General features: G+C 41.4%; 17 protein-coding genes. 11 read left to right on the forward strand and 6 right to left on the reverse strand.

What is annotated here, in order from left to right:
* Nucleotides 1-209 precede the first annotated feature (209 nt).
* The 6 genes from VB654_RS14810 to VB654_RS14835 all read left to right on the forward strand — a co-directional run bounded on the left by VB654_RS14810 (nucleotide 210) and on the right by VB654_RS14835 (nucleotide 4,065).
* A complete protein-coding gene (locus VB654_RS14810) occupies nucleotides 210-872 on the forward strand; it encodes an ATP-dependent Clp protease proteolytic subunit (protein ID WP_323214542.1) in 663 nt (220 codons plus the stop codon).
* A gap of 115 nt (nucleotides 873-987) precedes the next feature.
* The gene (locus tag VB654_RS14815) at nucleotides 988-1,581 is read left to right on the forward strand and encodes an ATP-dependent Clp protease proteolytic subunit (RefSeq protein ID WP_323214543.1); all 594 of its coding nucleotides are present in this window, start codon (nucleotides 988-990) and stop codon (nucleotides 1,579-1,581) included.
* 392 nt (nucleotides 1,582-1,973) lie between these two features.
* On the forward strand, nucleotides 1,974-2,669 hold the full coding sequence (locus tag VB654_RS14820) for a phosphoribosyltransferase (RefSeq protein WP_323214574.1): 696 nt from the start codon (nucleotides 1,974-1,976) through the stop codon (nucleotides 2,667-2,669).
* A gap of 52 nt (nucleotides 2,670-2,721) precedes the next feature.
* Entirely contained in the window at nucleotides 2,722-3,351 is a 630-nt protein-coding gene (locus tag VB654_RS14825) for an HPF/RaiA family ribosome-associated protein (protein ID WP_323214544.1), read from the forward strand.
* A 4-nt stretch (nucleotides 3,352-3,355) separates the two neighbouring features.
* The gene (locus VB654_RS14830; RefSeq protein WP_323214545.1) at nucleotides 3,356-3,574 is read left to right on the forward strand and encodes a hypothetical protein; all 219 of its coding nucleotides are present in this window, start codon (nucleotides 3,356-3,358) and stop codon (nucleotides 3,572-3,574) included.
* A 14-nt stretch (nucleotides 3,575-3,588) separates the two neighbouring features.
* A complete protein-coding gene (locus VB654_RS14835) occupies nucleotides 3,589-4,065 on the forward strand; it encodes a YbhB/YbcL family Raf kinase inhibitor-like protein (RefSeq protein WP_323214546.1) in 477 nt (158 codons plus the stop codon).
* Here the strand turns inward: VB654_RS14835 and VB654_RS14840 are convergent.
* The gene (locus VB654_RS14840) at nucleotides 4,043-4,210 is read right to left on the reverse strand and encodes a WD40 repeat domain-containing protein (RefSeq protein WP_323214547.1); all 168 of its coding nucleotides are present in this window, start codon (nucleotides 4,208-4,210) and stop codon (nucleotides 4,043-4,045) included. The two genes, VB654_RS14835 and VB654_RS14840, sit on opposite strands and share 23 nt — an antisense overlap.
* Before the next feature lie 39 nt (nucleotides 4,211-4,249).
* Nucleotides 4,250-4,687: a pyridoxamine 5'-phosphate oxidase family protein gene (locus tag VB654_RS14845; protein ID WP_323214549.1), complete on the reverse strand. Its 438-nt coding sequence runs from the start codon at nucleotides 4,685-4,687 to the stop codon at nucleotides 4,250-4,252.
* Nucleotides 4,688-5,173: 486 nt separating this feature from the next.
* Between VB654_RS14845 and VB654_RS14850 the strand changes: the two genes are divergently transcribed.
* A complete protein-coding gene (locus tag VB654_RS14850) occupies nucleotides 5,174-8,173 on the forward strand; it encodes an HAD-IC family P-type ATPase (protein WP_323214550.1) in 3,000 nt (999 codons plus the stop codon).
* Here VB654_RS14850 and VB654_RS14855 read toward each other — a convergent pair.
* Nucleotides 8,170-9,885 (reverse strand): N-acetylmuramoyl-L-alanine amidase, encoded by a 1,716-nt coding sequence (locus VB654_RS14855; protein ID WP_323214551.1) that lies wholly within the window; start codon nucleotides 9,883-9,885, stop codon nucleotides 8,170-8,172. The two genes, VB654_RS14850 and VB654_RS14855, sit on opposite strands and share 4 nt — an antisense overlap.
* A gap of 637 nt (nucleotides 9,886-10,522) precedes the next feature.
* On the opposite strand from VB654_RS14855, the gene VB654_RS14860 reads away from it, so the two are divergent.
* From VB654_RS14860 to VB654_RS14870, 3 genes are all read left to right on the forward strand, one after another.
* The gene (locus VB654_RS14860; protein WP_323214552.1) at nucleotides 10,523-11,290 is read left to right on the forward strand and encodes a MotA/TolQ/ExbB proton channel family protein; all 768 of its coding nucleotides are present in this window, start codon (nucleotides 10,523-10,525) and stop codon (nucleotides 11,288-11,290) included.
* A gap of 39 nt (nucleotides 11,291-11,329) precedes the next feature.
* Nucleotides 11,330-11,914 (forward strand): biopolymer transporter ExbD, encoded by a 585-nt coding sequence (locus VB654_RS14865; protein WP_323214553.1) that lies wholly within the window; start codon nucleotides 11,330-11,332, stop codon nucleotides 11,912-11,914.
* Nucleotides 11,915-12,255: 341 nt separating this feature from the next.
* Nucleotides 12,256-12,618: a phage holin family protein gene (locus VB654_RS14870; protein ID WP_323214554.1), complete on the forward strand. Its 363-nt coding sequence runs from the start codon at nucleotides 12,256-12,258 to the stop codon at nucleotides 12,616-12,618.
* 125 nt (nucleotides 12,619-12,743) lie between these two features.
* Here VB654_RS14870 and psb29 read toward each other — a convergent pair whose 3' ends face one another.
* Nucleotides 12,744-13,445 carry a photosystem II biogenesis protein Psp29 gene (gene psb29, locus VB654_RS14875; RefSeq protein ID WP_323214555.1) on the reverse strand — a complete coding sequence of 234 codons (702 nt, stop codon included), beginning with the start codon at nucleotides 13,443-13,445 and terminating at the stop codon, nucleotides 12,744-12,746.
* 93 nt (nucleotides 13,446-13,538) lie between these two features.
* Between psb29 and VB654_RS14880 the strand changes: the two genes are divergently transcribed.
* Nucleotides 13,539-14,135, forward strand: a complete 597-nt coding sequence (locus VB654_RS14880) for a chromophore lyase CpcT/CpeT (protein WP_323214556.1) — start codon at nucleotides 13,539-13,541, stop codon at nucleotides 14,133-14,135.
* Between the two features lie 239 nt (nucleotides 14,136-14,374).
* Here the strand turns inward: VB654_RS14880 and VB654_RS14885 are convergent, their stop codons facing one another.
* A complete protein-coding gene (locus tag VB654_RS14885; protein ID WP_323214557.1) occupies nucleotides 14,375-14,743 on the reverse strand; it encodes an STAS domain-containing protein in 369 nt (122 codons plus the stop codon).
* 222 nt (nucleotides 14,744-14,965) lie between these two features.
* Nucleotides 14,966-16,009, reverse strand: a complete 1,044-nt coding sequence (gene hemF / locus VB654_RS14890) for an oxygen-dependent coproporphyrinogen oxidase (RefSeq protein ID WP_323214558.1) — start codon at nucleotides 16,007-16,009, stop codon at nucleotides 14,966-14,968.
* Between the last annotated feature and the right edge of the window lie 66 nt (nucleotides 16,010-16,075).

The raw sequence follows: 16,075 nt of genomic DNA on the forward strand, positions 1-16,075 counted from the left end.
TCAAAACGCCACGTCAGCACTACGGAAAAATTAGAGAGGAAGGGAGAAGAGGCAGGGGGGCAGGGTGCAGGGTGCAGGGGGGAGAAGACGGTAACTTCCCAATGACCAATGACTAATGACCAATTAGCGAGAAATCCACACTTGATGTAGGTTAGCATCGCGTTAGGATGTATTACAGTTAACGGCATACTTTCAGGCGATCAGTTGCTATGGACAATTCCCCCATCAAGGCTGTGCAAGCCCCCTACCAAGGTGATAGTTTTTACCGGACACCGCCGCCAGATTTACCTTCCTTATTAATGAAGGAACGAATTGTCTATCTGGGAATGCCATTAGTGCCGGCAGTGACAGAATTAATTATCGCCGAATTGCTTTATTTACAGTCCGACGACCCCGAAAAACCCATCAAAATCTACATTAACTCAACGGGGACTTCTGGCTACAGTGGTGAACCCATTGGCTTTGAAACCGAAGCCTTCGCCATCTATGACACGATGAAATACATCAAGCCTCCCATCCACACTATTTGTATTGGTTCGGCAATGGGTATGGCCGCGATGCTACTCAGTGCTGGTACAAAAGGTTGTCGCGCCAGTTTGCCCCACTCCTCTATTATCCTGCATCAACCGAAGAGCTACGCCCAAGGTCAAGCAACGGATATTCAAATTCGGGCTAGGGAAGTTCTGATCAACAAAACTTCCTTGGTAGATATTCTGGGTCATACCACAGGACAAGCACCAGAAAAAATTACCAAAGACATGGATCGTTTGTTATACATGACTCCTTATGAAGCCAGGGACTACGGTTTGATTGACCGAGTTTTTGAGAAAGAAGAACTCGCCAATCCCCCATTACCTGCCAGTGTTCTCTAGTGAGTGCTGAGTGCTGAGTTCTGAGTTCTGAGTTCTGAGTGCTGAGTGCTGAGTGCTGAGTTCTGAGTAAAGAACTTGCTTATATCCCCAATTAATTACAAGCGGAGTAACAAAGATGCCTATAGGTGTTCCTAAAGTTCCTTACCGGATGCCCGGAGGACAATATACAGATTGGATTAGTATCTACGATCGCCTTTACCGGGAACGGATTATTTTCCTGGGGCGAGATGTTGATGATGAAATTGCTAACCAAATTATTGCTGTCATGCTGTATCTGGATTCAGATGATCCAGGTAAGGATATTTATTTATACATAAATTCCCCCGGTGGGATGGTGACATCCGGCATGGCGATTTTTGACACCATGCAACACATCAAATCAGATGTGGTGACAATTTGCGTCGGTTTAGCCGCCTCAATGGGTTCATTCCTGTTAGCAGCCGGCAGCAAGGGTAAAAGAATGGCACTGCCCCATTCTCGGATTATGATTCACCAGCCCTCTGGCGGTACTCGTGGACAAGCCAGCGATATCGAAATTGAAGCCAGAGAAATTCTGCGGATTCGTCATCAGCTTAACGGTATTTATGCTGAAAAGACTGGTCAGGACATATCTAAGATTGAAAAAGATATGGATCGTGACTTTTTCATGTCTGCTGCTGAAGCCAAAGAATACGGTTTAATCGACCGTGTAATTGAAGAGCGTCCGTAGAATTATGGGAGTTAGGAGTTAAAAATCGCAAATTTCCTCGCTCCCATTTTCCCACAAAATTTTAAAATAGGAACTCCCCCGATTGTGAAAATCAGCGTAGCTAAATTTTTCCGGTCGGGGGTTATTAATTTTTTTATAACCCTGCCCTTTGTCGCTTTTCCTCCATTAGATAGATCAGTGCATTGATGATGTCGCCTCGTTAGTCAGAGGTCAGGCAATGTATAGCTTTCTATGATCAATTTAGAAACAGTAGCAAGACTTGATGACTGGTATTAGTCACCATCACCAGTTAGGCACTGAAAATATATCTGGAAGAAAATGCCCCATGATGAATTTATAAGACAGGTGCAGAATCACGTCCATCTCAGTTGCGTGTTAATCGATAAAACCTCATTTCAGCAGAAAAATACCAGGAGAGTGATACCATGCTATTCAAAAATCGCACAATAGCAGGTCAAATTTTAGCCGGGGAATTAGCAGATTATACTAATCGTTCAGATGTCATTGTATTAGGTCTACCCAGGGGTGGTGTACCCGTCGCCTTTGAAGTGGCTAAAGCCTTAAATGTTCCCTTAGATGTGCTTGTAGTGCGTAAACTAGGTGTGCCTGAGCAAGAAGAATTGGCAATGGGTGCGATCGCTTCCGGCGGAGTCCGGATTATTAATGAACATATTGTCAACTTAGTGAATATTTCCGAGGAAACAATTGCCAGAGTAGCGGCGCAAGAAGAACGAGAATTAGAACGTCGGGAACTTCTTTATCGAGGCGATCGCCCATTCCCTGATTTAGAAGAACGCATAGTCATCTTGGTAGATGATGGTTTAGCCACAGGTGCAACTATGTGGGCGGCTGTAGCATCTGTGCGGCGACAACACCCCGCGAAAATTGTCATTGGTGTACCCGTAGCTACAAGCGCCACTTGTCAAGAGTTGCAAGTTGCCGTGAATGAAATTGTCTGCGCTGCCACACCCGACCCCTTTTATAGTGTTGGTTTATGGTACGAAGACTTTCCCCAAACTACAGATGATCAAGTTCGTGATCTGCTGGCAAAAGCTCAAAACAATTATCAACCATTATCTCTTACCTAGACAAGCTTTGGCGTAATTTTTTCACGTAGGCTAGTTGAAATTTGACAAAAATATGAAAGTACCACCAGAAATTACTTATCGCAATGTCGAGAAAACAAATGCGATTGATCACCTAATTCATGAGAAAATCGCCAAACTAGAGAATGTTTGCGATCGCATAAATAGCTGCCATATATCCATTGAAAAGGTACATGATCGCCCCCGCAGTGGTTCACCTTACCGTGTGCGGATTGATATGACTGTACCCCCCGGTCACGAACTGGTGGCAGAAAGAAATCCGGCTGAAAGTAACCAATACGACCCTTTAGATGCAGTAATTCGGGAAGCTTTTAATGCAGCTCGTCAGCAACTAGTCAAACTCAACGAACGACAACATGAAAGCCAGCGCCCTCAACATCAAGAAGAAGCCGAAGAAACAAAAGCACTTGTCACCAAACTGTTTAAAGATAGGGGCTATGGCTTCTTAAAAACTTTGGACGGTCATGAAATCTACTTCCACCGTAATAGCGTGTTACATCATAACTTTGACCGCTTAGAAATTGGAACAGCCGTGCATTTTTCCTTTGTAGAAGGCGAAGAAGGCCCCCAAGCCAGCACCGTCAAAATTGTTGATAAGCCAGGTGTTCGGGCTGGTAAATCTGAACAGACCATGATTGAACCCCCATTAGGCTGGAGAGAATAAGCCTGTGAACTCACAAGTTAATGAACTCAAACAAACTGCATCGCAACTGTTAGCCGCCATGCTATCCAACCCCCATATTTACCCAAAAATCAGTGATGAGGGCAGTAGTGGGGGCATGGAACAGCAATTAATTATTGTCGCCGTGGAGATGGCCCAAAGTTTAAACCAACACATAGAAAATCCTCATCCCCAAGGTGCAGCCCAACGCAACCAAAAAAACTGAATTATTCATCCCTTATGGAACTTCAAAGCCTAGCTTTTTTTATCTGCAGTACAATTCCCTTCAAATACACCTGCGATGGCGAAAATATTGCCCCTCCCCTAGCTTGGGATAGTCCACCCGCAGGTACAGTGAGTTTTACATTGCTAATGGAAGACCCTGATGCTCCCAAAGAAACTTTCACGCACTGGGTAGTTTACGACTTACCCGCAAATCTACGCCACCTACCAGAAGGAATCACAAAAGAACCTCATTTACCTCATGGTGGTGTGCAAGGGGTAAATGACTTTAATGAATTGGGTTATGGTGGCCCCTGTCCACCTAATGGAACTCATCGCTACTTTTTTAAACTTTACGCCCTTGATCAATTACTAGGATTGCCACCAAGGGCGAGTAAAACTGAAGTACTAGCAGCTATGAAAGGTCACGTCTTAGAAGCTGTAGAACTGATGGGACGCTATGCCAGGGAATTTAGTCAAATTTCCAAACCTTAATAGTTTTATCCTGACCACCACTGACTATGATCTTTCCATTAGGGCTAAAAGCAACTGCAAGTACAGCCCAATGATACAAAGCTCGTTGGTAAACAAACAACACCAATGGCTGCTGCACAAGAGTATATTGCCACAACAAAGGCATAAATAGTATTTTTCAGCCGCCGTTGTGGTGAATATGGATTTATATGGTTTGGGGGTGAATACTTGATGGACTATCCCAATAATCAACTTTGTGAATATTCACTTTGAGTAAAACTAAGTCGGGTTCTTCTAGTCCTTTGGGTAGCCAAGTTTGAAGTTCTGGTTGCCATTGTGCTTGCATTTTGTTACGGTCTTTAATTAGTTCTGCTGTACCTGATACGGAAATATATTGCTGCTGATTAGGTGAAGTGAAACTAACATTTACCTGGTGATTGCGTTTAATATCATTCACTTTTTGAGTATTGGCTGAGGTAAAGAACCAGATAGCATTTTCGGAGTTAATGTCGCCACTTTTGTACATGGGACAACTGTGCAATGAACCATTTTGATCAATTGTGGTTAACATCCCACAGTTAATATCTGCAATTAGTTCGCGCAGCTTTTGGATTTGTTGTTCGTGGTGTGTAGAGGTTGTCATTTACTTTAATCTTTTTGTTTAGGATGGTTATAGTCAAGCTTGTTTTCAGTGTTAATTATTTTTATGACTAATTACCTGCGTCTCTAGATGGAATTTTACTTGATTTTTTTTGTTGACGTATACCTATAGAGGTACTAGGAATGAAGATAAAAGAGAGGACTAAAGTCTTCACTACAAACTTTTAATTTTAGTGCCTATAAAATTGAGTTTATTTGCTATCTGAAAATTGTTAAATCAGGAGATGCGATTTAAAGAAATTACTTAGTATATATTAGCATGGCTTGCTTTTGAGTGCTTCGCAAAACTTAATAATGAGGAAGAATTAAAGTTAGTAGGCTTACCCAAATATTAGGTAAATATCCTATAGTAATAGTGGGGCTTTGCAAGTCTTAATGGTAGACTTATTCATCTGATAGAATCTGGTAACTATAATAATAGTTGAGCGTATAAATTATAATTAGGGGCATTACAGGAGCAAAAATTGCTGTGATTCAAGCAATACACATGAGAGTTAAAGGGAGAGCTAGATACAAAGTTCATCGACTTTTTCGTTCACTATCCTTAGAAAGATATTTGGAGCGATCGCTTGCAAGTTACCCAGAAATATTGTCTGTTTCTGCTAATTCATTAACGAGTAATATTCTAGTTTATTTTAAACCTGAAAATAGCTGGTATCACATCGGCTTACTTATTGACCAAGCTGTAAAAGATTATCAGAAAATTTCTAGTTTATCTCCAACACAAAAACCATCGAAATCTTTAAAACCTCAGAAATTAGCTGTTAACAATGCCCAAGACCAAAAAATAGCTAATTGGCATTCAATGACAGCAGATAGAGTTATAGATACATTTAATACTTCCAAAATATCAGGATTATCTAGTGAGTTTGCCACAATAAATCTGACTAAGTACGGTTCTAACGTTTTATCGACAATACCAACCCGTTCCCCTGGAAATATTTTAATTGACCAATTTAAATCTCTGCCAGTGGCTTTACTGGGGGCGGCGGCAGGAATTGCCATTATTACTGGTGGTGTGGTCGATGCTGTGGTAATTATGGGTGTTGTTGGTTTAAATGCAGCTATTGGATACATCACAGAAAGCCAATCAGCAAGAATAATTCAATCTCTCCAAAATCGGGAACAAATATTAACTTGGGTAGTTAGAGAAAATCAGCAGGTGGAAATTCCTACAGAAAATGTGGTTGTAGGAGACGTTTTATTTCTCAAACCTGGTAGTTATATAGCAGCAGATGCCAGACTCATTGAAACGGATAACTTGAGTGTAGACGAATCTCCTTTAACTGGCGAAAGTATTCCGACTACAAAAACTACTGCGCCTGTGTCTGGTGAAAATATCCCCTTAGCTGACCGTTTGAATATGGTTTATAAAGGGACTTTTGTTACTAGCGGTCAAGGATTGGCTGTGGTTGTAGCCACAGGTAAATTTACAGAAATGGGCAAAATCCAACAACTGGTGAATGAATCCACCTCTATAGAAACTCCCTTAGAAAGACAACTAGATCAAGTGGGAAGTCAACTAGTTTTAGTCGGTATGGGAATTTGCGGTTTTGTCTTTGGTTTAGGAGTGCTGCGGGGATATGGTTTATTGACAATGATGCAATCATCTATCTCCCTCGCAGTAGCTGCGGTTCCCGAAGGTTTACCCACAATTGCGACTACAACTCTAGCTTTAGGTATCCGTGAGATGAGGAAAAATAATGTCCTCGTTCGCAGTCTCAGTGCGGTAGAAGCTTTGGGTTCTGTACAGACAATTTGCTTGGATAAAACTGGGACAATTACCGAAAATAAAATGTTAGTGGTGGAAATCTGGACAATCACCCAACAAATCACAGTCGGGTCAGAAAATATTAACCCTTACGCCAATAATGAACTGTTAAAGCTGATTCATATATCGGTTCTTTGCAACGAAAGTGAAGTCAGTCAACAGCAGAATGGTGAGTATGTGGTTACAGGTTCGTCCACGGAAAATGCTTTGATTAATTTGGCAATTAGTGCTGGGGTGGATGTCATACAACTCAGACAAAAGTATGCACTGATAGAAACTAACCTGCGAAGTGAAAACCGTAACCTCATGAGTACAATTCATGAGATTGACAATCACCACAAATTGATTGCAGTTAAAGGTAATCCCGCCGAAATGATTCAAATATGTCAATGGAGGCTGCAAAATGGACAAATAGTGCCTTTAACAGCAGAAAACAAGCAAGCGATCGCCAGAGAAAACGAAAATTTGGCTGGAAAAGCACTGCGAGTCTTAGGGGTAGCCTACAGCCAGATTAATCATGATCACAACGGCAATAATCATGAAACAAACCTGATTTGGCTGGGTTTAGTGGCGATGACAGACCCGATCAGAATTGGGGCGAAAAAATTGATTGGGGAGTTTCATCAAGCTGGAATTGATACAGTGATGATGACCGGAGATCAAAGTTCCACTGCTTATGCGATCGCGCAAGAATTAGAATTGAGTCGAAATGACCAATTAGAAATTCTCGATGCTACTAACCTTGATCATCTCACCCCAGAGGCACTAACAACAGTCAGCGACAAAGTGAACGTTTTTGCCCGCATCAGTCCTAGTAATAAACTGCAAATAGTCCAGGCTTTACAAGCAGCCGGAAAAGTCGTGGCCATGACCGGGGATGGAATTAATGATGCACCAGCACTGAAGGCTGCACAAGTGGGTGTTGCAATGGGTAAAGGGGGAACCGATGTGGCGCGTGAAGTTGCAGATATTGTTCTGGAAGATGACCGACTAGAAACCATGATTATTGCTGTCAGTCGGGGGCGGACTATCTATAACAACATTAGAAAATCTGTGCATTTCCTCCTGTCCACCAACCTCAGCGAAATCATGGTGATGACCACCGCTACAGCTGCTGGTTTAGGTGAACCCTTAAATGCAATTCAACTGCTGTGGCTAAATTTAGTTACTGATATTTTCCCTGGTTTATCCCTAGCTATGGAAGCACCAGAACCTGACGTATTAAGTCAACCACCCCGCAATCCTCATGAACCAATCATCAAAGATTCTGACTTTGGTAGAATTATTTTTGAGTCAGCCACAATCTCTGTCAGTACCTTAGCAGCATATAGCTATGCCCTCCTCAGATATGGCATTGGGGCGCGCGCCAGCACAGTTGCTTGTATGACCCTAATAACGGCACAACTACTGCACACTATTAGCTGTCGTTCCGAAAATCACAGCATATTTAGTCAAGAAAAACTACCCAATAATTCTTACTTAAATGCTGCCATTATAGGTTCTTTTGCCATCCAACTTTTAGCTGTAGCTATGCCACCACTAAGAAATCTTTTAAAGATTACCCCCATTAATATTGTAGATACTGCTGTGATTGGAGGTGGTGCTTTATTGCCCTTTTTAGTGAACGAAGGGACAAAAAATCCGGCTTTGCTAAATCAAGCATTCCCTAATTTTTCATCAACCGAAATTGCAACCTAAGCTAATTGCCTATCTAAAGCTTGGGGATTTAGTTGCACCAACCTGCCATGAATAAAAAGGTAAGTACTAAAGTCCACATGAAGCGGATAGTCATTATTTGAATTAGCACCTGAACCTCCCATGACGGCAATTTGATCACCTTGTTTGACAACTTGCCCAACACGAACCAAAATTTCTTGTAAGTGTGCGAATGCTTGATAAACTTGATATTTTTTGCCACCAAACTCATAACTAACATCTAGTTGAATGTGAACCCGCCTTCCATAACCACCTTCTCTACCTTGTTTTGTGACAGTTCCCCCATACCAAGCCTTCACTTTTCGGTCAGCCACAACATAATCAATCCCAATATTACGATTGGATGGGGGAAGGACTTTTAATTTATGATCTAAGAAAACAGCTTTTAGTTCTCCTTTGAGAGCATGACCTTTAGGTTCCATATAACCGCCCGTAATCGTGATGTTACCCAAAAGCGGGTGAGAGAAAACTTGATAATTACTGGGATTAAGTTGATACTCGGCAATAGTAATAGGAAGATTTAACGCCGGACTAGTGGGATTAAGTAAACCAGCATCTCCATTCACCCAGGTAAGAATAATTCTTTGCCCAGGGGAAATAAAATTAGGATTTTGAATGTTACGGTTAAGCTTTAGTAGCTGATCTAAAGATATATCATGGCGAGTAGCTATAGCTGAAAGAGTATCGCCAGGTTGCACAATATAAATTTCCGGTTCACTATGACTTAATGGTACTGAGTCCGGTATGACATCAATTGAAAAGTTTTTGGCAACCCATGCTTTAAATTTCGGTAAATTGCCATCGTTACTATCATCACCAAAAATATTGCCTGGACAAGAAGTTGCAAGAATTTCTTTATGCGCTTTAATATTTTCCTTGGGAATTTTATATTCCGTCATCAACCACTGAATGAGATTAATTGATGATTTTTCTTGTTCTGCTGTTAATTGCTCTCCTATTTTAGCAACGTGTTCAATCCCAATACTGCTACCATTGGCATGGACAGCGTGCCAAGCTTTATCTGCATCTTTGACCATTTGATAAATGTCGCCATTTTTATCAATGAGGTAGTGGGCAGAGACTCTTGATGTAGAATCTGTAAAATGATTGATAGTGCTTTGTGAAGTTCCTGCGGTGGTGTAGTGAAGGATAATTGTATCAATTTTGTCACCATTGCGACTGCTATAATTAGGGCTTTGGATAAAGGCTTTTATTGCTGGTTTACTAACAGGTTCTGCGGTTCCTGGATGGTGATGATTTATATGTCCAGCAGCTGCTAAAAGTTGTTTTCCTTCAGTCAGTAAATTCAATATTTTGGAAATATAATTACTGTCATTTGCATAAATTGGAGCAATAAAGCCAATAAATTTTTCAGCCGAATCTACATGGTCACGCCATCCTTTATAGGGTGGACGATCTAAAAAATGCCAGTAACCTTGAATAAATTTATCTAAACTTTCAAATTTACAATACTTCTCTATACCATCATGGGCTTTATACTCTACTGGTGTGGCAAATAATTTCATTTCCTCTCGCCATTTCAAACCGCCAAAATTCAGATGCTCGACAGCCAGAATACTTGTTCCTCTAGCAGATTCTAGAAGCCATTGAGTAAGAGTGATTTCTTTAAGTTGAGGAAATTCAACAGTTTGTTCTGCATAGACTCTTACTAGTTGATTAAAGAGTTCGCTCATTTTTAGTTCTCGTAAAATGTTTAATTTAAGATTAGAATATTTAAATATATACAACTATTAAATTATTATTTAAATTCAGTGAAATATGCTAATATAATTAGCTAACAAAAATAATGATTTTTGATGATATGAATGGCTGATCTGTTGAAAAAAAGGTGTTAAATATAATTATTTATGAGCTAGTTTTATTTTTAGTTTTGGGGAATCAATTGTCAAATTAATCATATTATTTATTTAGGACTGTAAACAATCCTATTTATTTACCTTTGCACCCATGAGGATTGGTATTTTTATGGAGTTTGGGTGTTAGCGATCGCCCTGGCTTTGGGCAAATCATAGCTTTGTATATTAGGAGACACAAATCAGAAAGCCAAAAAATGCACCACCTTTAATTTTCATTCTTGGTAACAATGTCTAATTTACAAGACTTTCAGCCTGAACTGAATCCTATTGAGTTCTGGCATTAGCTGCTGTCTAAATTGACACTTCCTCAGTAGTATGGAAAACACCACTGTTTATTTCTCATTAAATATCTGGCGAACGATTTTGTATAAGAATATGGTAATTATGCATTAATCTTTAGAATTAAAATGTTTTGGGATTGTTGTTGTAGAAACGGAGGGAGGAAACCTAACCAGTGGATATTTTAGATTTGTTTGAAAAAGGCGGCCCTGCAATGTGGCCCCTGCTTGTTTTGTCAGTTCTGTCTATAAGTGTGATTTTCGAGCGTCTGTGGTTCTGGTTGCGAATCATGACTCAAGAAAAGGAAATAGTAGATCGTGTCCTCAAAGCTGCCCAGGAGAGTTGGGAAGTAGCTGCGGATATTGCCAGAAGTGCCAGCCATCAACCTGTGGGGCGGTTTCTTTATGCACCCTTAAGCTACCCGAAACGTGATCCGGAAACCTTTCGACTAGCATTGGAATCCACCGCCGAAGATGAATTAGCGGGAATGCGCCGGGGTGAGAAGCTTTTAGAAGCCATCATTGCCCTCTCACCTCTGTTGGGATTGCTGGGTACGGTTCTGGGTTTAATCCAGTCCTTGCGTTCAATTCGGATTGGCGATTTGGGAACTGAGTCTACAGCCGGTGTCACGACAGGTATTGGTGAATCTTTAATCAGTACCGCTACTGGATTGATAGTTGCAATTATCAGTTTAGTATTCTATCGCTTATTTCAAAGTTTTGTAGTTGACCAAGTTAAAATTTTTCGCAAGGCGGGCAACGAAATGGAATTGTTATATCGTCAGTCTCCACCTGACTATGACAAAATTGCCGCAGTCATCGTGGGGGAAGCTTCACGAGAAAGTACTGATCCTCCCCGCAAGCGAGAGAAAAAACTGTTTCCTAAACCTCCTGAACCAATGAATACACCTGATTCCTTAGATCCTGTAGATCCTGAGAAATAGTTAAGAATTCCATACTTGAACCAGGCGTAATGTGAAACAATGAAAGTTAATCTGCAAACTCCCGTTGAAGAAACACAAATTCAAATCCTCCCCTTAATTGATGTCGTTTTTTGTATTCTGACGTTTTTTTTGTTAGCAGCTTTGCAATTTACTCGACAACAGGCAATTAATATTGATTTGCCCAAAGCTAGTACCAGTACAGTTTCTGGTATCATGTCACAAAGTGCTATTCAAATTGTCACTATTGATGATGTAGGTGATCTTTATGTAGAGAAACAGCCTGTACAACGAGATCAATTAGCACAAAGCTTACGTCAATATCTTCAAACCAACCCCGGTGGAACTCTGGTGCTAAACGCATCACGAACAGCAACCTACAACGATGTGATTGAAATATTAGACTTGATGCGGCAAGTAGGTGGCGATCGCGTATCTTTAGGAATTATACCAGGCCCATCTCAACTACCCAACGACTCATTTAATCCACCTAATTTTCCCATGAGTCCAGGAGGATTACCTACATCAGTTCCTGGGGTGAATCCTGATTTCATGTCTCCACCAGCGTTACCCAACGAACTAGCACCTCAAGTGCCTGTAACACCTGAAACAACTCCTGCGCCTTAACGTTGAGGATAGATGAGCAAGGGGAATTTTTATCTTCCCTTGTTTCATCTTCTACTGACAACTGACAACTGATAACTGATATAGCACTACGCATATAAGTTAGGACATTGTTGATTGCTAAAAGCCTTGAGCTAACTTGGTTTCTACTCAGAACTCAGCACTCAGCACTCAGCACTTTGCTATAACTGATTTAAGCTAAAGCTAAAGATATCCCGAATAAATTCTGTTTAGATAAAAATATCTGTTAATTTTATAAATAATTGGTTAAGCTTCAAAAATTTCTTGATAGCCGGACTTAGTAATTTAGCGCCAATCACCGTTCGCGTTTCAAGGTTTGTGGCATGAATATTGTGACGCTTTTAATTGTTTGGGTAGTAACATCTATCAGCTTGTTAATTATTAGTAAGCTGCCCTTTGGAGTTGAAGTTGACTCTCCACAAAAAGCCTTTTTATCGGCGGCAGTTCTCGGTATTATCACAGCAATAGTGAGACCAGTTTTAAGCCTCATATTTACATTACCAAACTTGCTGACCTTTGATTTGCTATCCAGCATTTTCACATTTATGATTGCTGTTGTGTGTTTTAGTCTTGCAGCTTGGTTAGTGGAGGGGTTCCGCCTACGTTTTGGGATCTGGAGTGCTGTACTAGGAGCTTTTGCCCTAACTATTATCAACAGCCTGATTTACAAATTACTAGGTGTGTAAATAATTGCTAATTCGTAGTTCGTAATTCGTAATTAATTCAGGTGACAACTCCTCAATCTATTTATGGAAAAAATTAAATTTCTTCCGTCGATAACAATTACGAATTACGAGTTATCAATTACGCATTATTCAGTTGGGGGAGCAACTGTATTACTTGTTTGTTGTTGACGCTGTTCACGTTTTTTGCGGTCAGCCGAGAGCATATCTGCCATAACTATGAGCGCTTGAGCCATCTTTTCTAGGTTAGAACTGTATAGTTCTAAATCCTTGCTGAGTTTTTCGTCAGATAGATGTAAGCCAGTCGCAATAGCTTTGAATGCCTCAGTCCGTCGCTTGTCATCCTTGACTAATTCTGGATCAGACTGTTCTAACAACGTGAATAAACCAACAGCAAATAAGCGGCTGTATTTAAACTCAGGATTGTTAGCGATCGCTTGCAATTGTACCTGCAAATCAGGATCGCGATCTAAATGAGTGGTTTGGCTTAACCAGTCAATTAAATCACTTACTGGTAGGTGTTGAGCCAAAGTTTGTAGCCGTTCAGCATCCTGGCGGTAGCGTTGCGGATCTTGCTCTAAAGCCTGACATAAGGACTGGAAAATTGATTCCTGATCCTGTTCTGGCAGGTAGCCTTCCATAAAGCGGTCAAAACTTGTGACGACACCCAAGGCATAAATTGGATTGTAGGTAAAACCGCTATTGACTGATAGTAGATGCATTTCTACCATCAACTCTTCTACTACCCGACGATAAATTGTGTTAATTGGCCGGGTGTGCAGGGAGTAAAAAGCTCGTTTTGTATCTGAAACAGTACGGACGTTATTCACAAATAAAATGTTAAGAATGTTAAGGGCGACGTTATTATATTTTGTCGCTTAAAGGCTAGTTTGCCAAGTTCAGGTTTCCGATCAGTGTCATCTATGAGTTTTGCGCCAAATTTAATTACTCTGGGTAAGTATTTAGCCGGTAAGTTTGATAATCGAGAACAAGCTTTGGCAGATTCCGTTTGGTTTGTCCATCTCCATCTTTGGCAAAGACCAGTAAATCTGTTTACAGAAGACAGTATCACCTTGTTTGCCGAGCAAGCTAATATTGTCAATTTAGACCATCCCTATCGCCAGCGAATTATGCGATTAATGCCAGGGAGCGGCTCTGATACACCCTTGCAGGTACAATATTATATGTTTAAAGATCCCAGTGCCTTCAGTGGTGCAGGAGACAATCCGGCTTTGCTTAAAACATTGACCGCAGATCAATTAGATTTACTACCAGGCTGCATTCTCACAGTTAGCCAACAAACACTAGCTGCAAACAAATATAAGTTTACTGCTACTCAACCACCAAATAGTCGTTGCTGCTTTACTTATCTCAACAAAATTGTCCAAGTTTCCTTGGGATTTGAAGCCACAGACGCAGAATTTAACAGCTACGACCAAGGAATTGACTCGGATACTGGGAAAGCAACCTGGGGAGCAATTTTAGGGCCTTATCGCTACACCAGGCGAGAACAATATTGAAGTCCACTGAAGAGGCAGAAGAGAAGGGGGCAGGGAGCGGGGAGAGCGAAGATGCTGACACCCACATCCCACAGGTGGATAACTTTACGTATATGCCTGTATGGCCGATCTTTTAACGCCATGGTAGTCGGACGAATCATTAAAACTCAAAACTCAGCACTCGGTGTCCGGGCGGGTTTACTAAAGATTTCGACAAACCACAGATTCACTGCTTCAACCCGCCCTTACCCATTCAGCACTCAGCTGGCTATACTACGGGGTACACCTTCTAAAGCTTCCTCTTGGGTTTCAAAGATTTCAAAGACTGTATCCATCATTGTCACCTCAAATACAAGTTTTGCTTCTGGATGTACATTGCAAATGCGGAAACTGCCCTTAACTTTATCAGCATCACGCATCCCCGCCACCAAAGACGTAAGACCGGAACTATCAATAAAATTTACCTGACCGAGATTCACAACAACATGGCGACTGAGTTTGGAAATACATTCCTGTAACTTTAGACGAAATTGCCAAGCCGTGGTAATGTCTAAGCGTCCTGATGGTGTTAAGACAATAACGGTATTGTCGTCTTGGGTTGTATAGGTGGTTTGTTCTATTTGAATCACTAAGCCTCCCCGTGGCACTAATTTAAATGTATAGCCGTAGTCATATCGCTTAGGACAATGCTAATCGCTCAAAGGATTGAATTACTCAGAACTCCTGCGATTGCCTCTGGCGCGGCTTTGCCGATCACGGTGGATATTTTCTGAGTTTTGGCCTTAGGTCCCAGTGATGCCCCATCGGTGACATTTAGTAGTTTAACTTACCACAACACTGATGAGTAGCTTTTAAGCACTTGGTGTCCAATTTACCCAATCTTGAGGTTTGAGAAAGGTTTCATACAACTCGGCTTCTGGAGTGTTGGGTTCTGGCTGATAACCGTACTCCCAACGCACTAAAGGCGGTAAAGACATCAAAATAGATTCTGTGCGTCCGTTGGTTTGGAGTCCAAAAATTGTGCCTCGGTCATAAACCAAATTAAATTCTACATACCTACCGCGACGATACAGTTGGAAATTCCGTTCGCGATCGCCATATTCAGTTCCTCGTCGCCGTTCCACAATGGGCGTGTATGCAGGCAAAAATGCTCTACCACAATCTTGCACCAAAGCAAATAAATCTTCCCAAGTGCGGGGTGCTGGTACGCCCACTTCGTGACTATAAATAGCTGCCTCTCCCTTGGAATCAGAACCGCGATATAACTGACCCTGGCCATCTTGGTAATCCAAAAATAGACCACCAACACCCCGGTTTTCGTCCCGATGCTTCAAGTAAAAATATTCATCACACCAGCGCTTAAACACTGGGTAATACTCTGGGTGATGTTGGTCGCAAGCCTGCTTAAGTGTGTTGTGAAAATGCTTGGCATCCTCAGCAAAGGGATAATAAGGTGTCAAATCAGCACCACCACCAAACCACCAGACTGGCCCCGCTTCAAAATAGCGGTAATTCAGGTGAACTGTAGGGACATAAGGATTGCGTGGATGTAGCACCAAAGAAGTACCCGTAGCATAAAACCCATGTCCTGCGGCTTCTGGACGTTGGGCTAAAATTGAGGGGGGTAACTGAGAACCCCAAACTTCAGAAAAATTTACACCAGCTTGTTCAAATACTGCCCCATCACGCAGCACACGCGATCGCCCGCCACCTCCTTCTGGACGTTCCCAACTATCTTCGTGAAACTTACCTACACCATCTAGTGCTGCCAATTTATCGGTAATTTCGTCTTGTAGCTGTTTCATAAACTGACTGACTCTGGGCTGAGAGTCAGTTCCAGGTAAAAACTTGGATGGTGTTGTTTCTACAGTTGGCGTTTGCGAGTTGGTCAACATAGATTCCCGAACCTAAATTACAATTTTTCAAAAAGCCACAAATTAATTAATTTAAACATTTGTGGG

This window comes from Nodularia sp. UHCC 0506 (genome assembly GCF_034931045.1).
In the GTDB taxonomy this organism is placed as follows: Bacteria; Cyanobacteriota; Cyanobacteriia; order Cyanobacteriales; family Nostocaceae; genus Nodularia.

Bases quoted from the DNA above. Each gene is read 5' to 3' on its own strand.
- VB654_RS14810 (WP_323214542.1), top strand. From the start codon at position 210: ATGGACAATTCCCCCATCAAGGCTGTGCAAGCCCCCTACCAAGGTGAT.
- VB654_RS14815 (WP_323214543.1), top strand. From the start codon at position 988: ATGCCTATAGGTGTTCCTAAAGTTCCTTACCGGATGCCCGGAGGACAA.
- VB654_RS14825 (WP_323214544.1), top strand. From the start codon at position 2,722: ATGAAAGTACCACCAGAAATTACTTATCGCAATGTCGAGAAAACAAAT.
- VB654_RS14835 (WP_323214546.1), top strand. From the start codon at position 3,589: ATGGAACTTCAAAGCCTAGCTTTTTTTATCTGCAGTACAATTCCCTTC.
- VB654_RS14840 (WP_323214547.1), bottom strand. From the start codon at position 4,210: ATGCCTTTGTTGTGGCAATATACTCTTGTGCAGCAGCCATTGGTGTTG.
- VB654_RS14845 (WP_323214549.1), bottom strand. From the start codon at position 4,687: ATGACAACCTCTACACACCACGAACAACAAATCCAAAAGCTGCGCGAA.
- VB654_RS14855 (WP_323214551.1), bottom strand. From the start codon at position 9,885: ATGAGCGAACTCTTTAATCAACTAGTAAGAGTCTATGCAGAACAAACT.
- VB654_RS14865 (WP_323214553.1), top strand. From the start codon at position 11,330: ATGAAAGTTAATCTGCAAACTCCCGTTGAAGAAACACAAATTCAAATC.
- VB654_RS14870 (WP_323214554.1), top strand. From the start codon at position 12,256: ATGAATATTGTGACGCTTTTAATTGTTTGGGTAGTAACATCTATCAGC.
- VB654_RS14880 (WP_323214556.1), top strand. From the start codon at position 13,539: ATGAGTTTTGCGCCAAATTTAATTACTCTGGGTAAGTATTTAGCCGGT.
- hemF (WP_323214558.1), bottom strand. From the start codon at position 16,009: ATGTTGACCAACTCGCAAACGCCAACTGTAGAAACAACACCATCCAAG.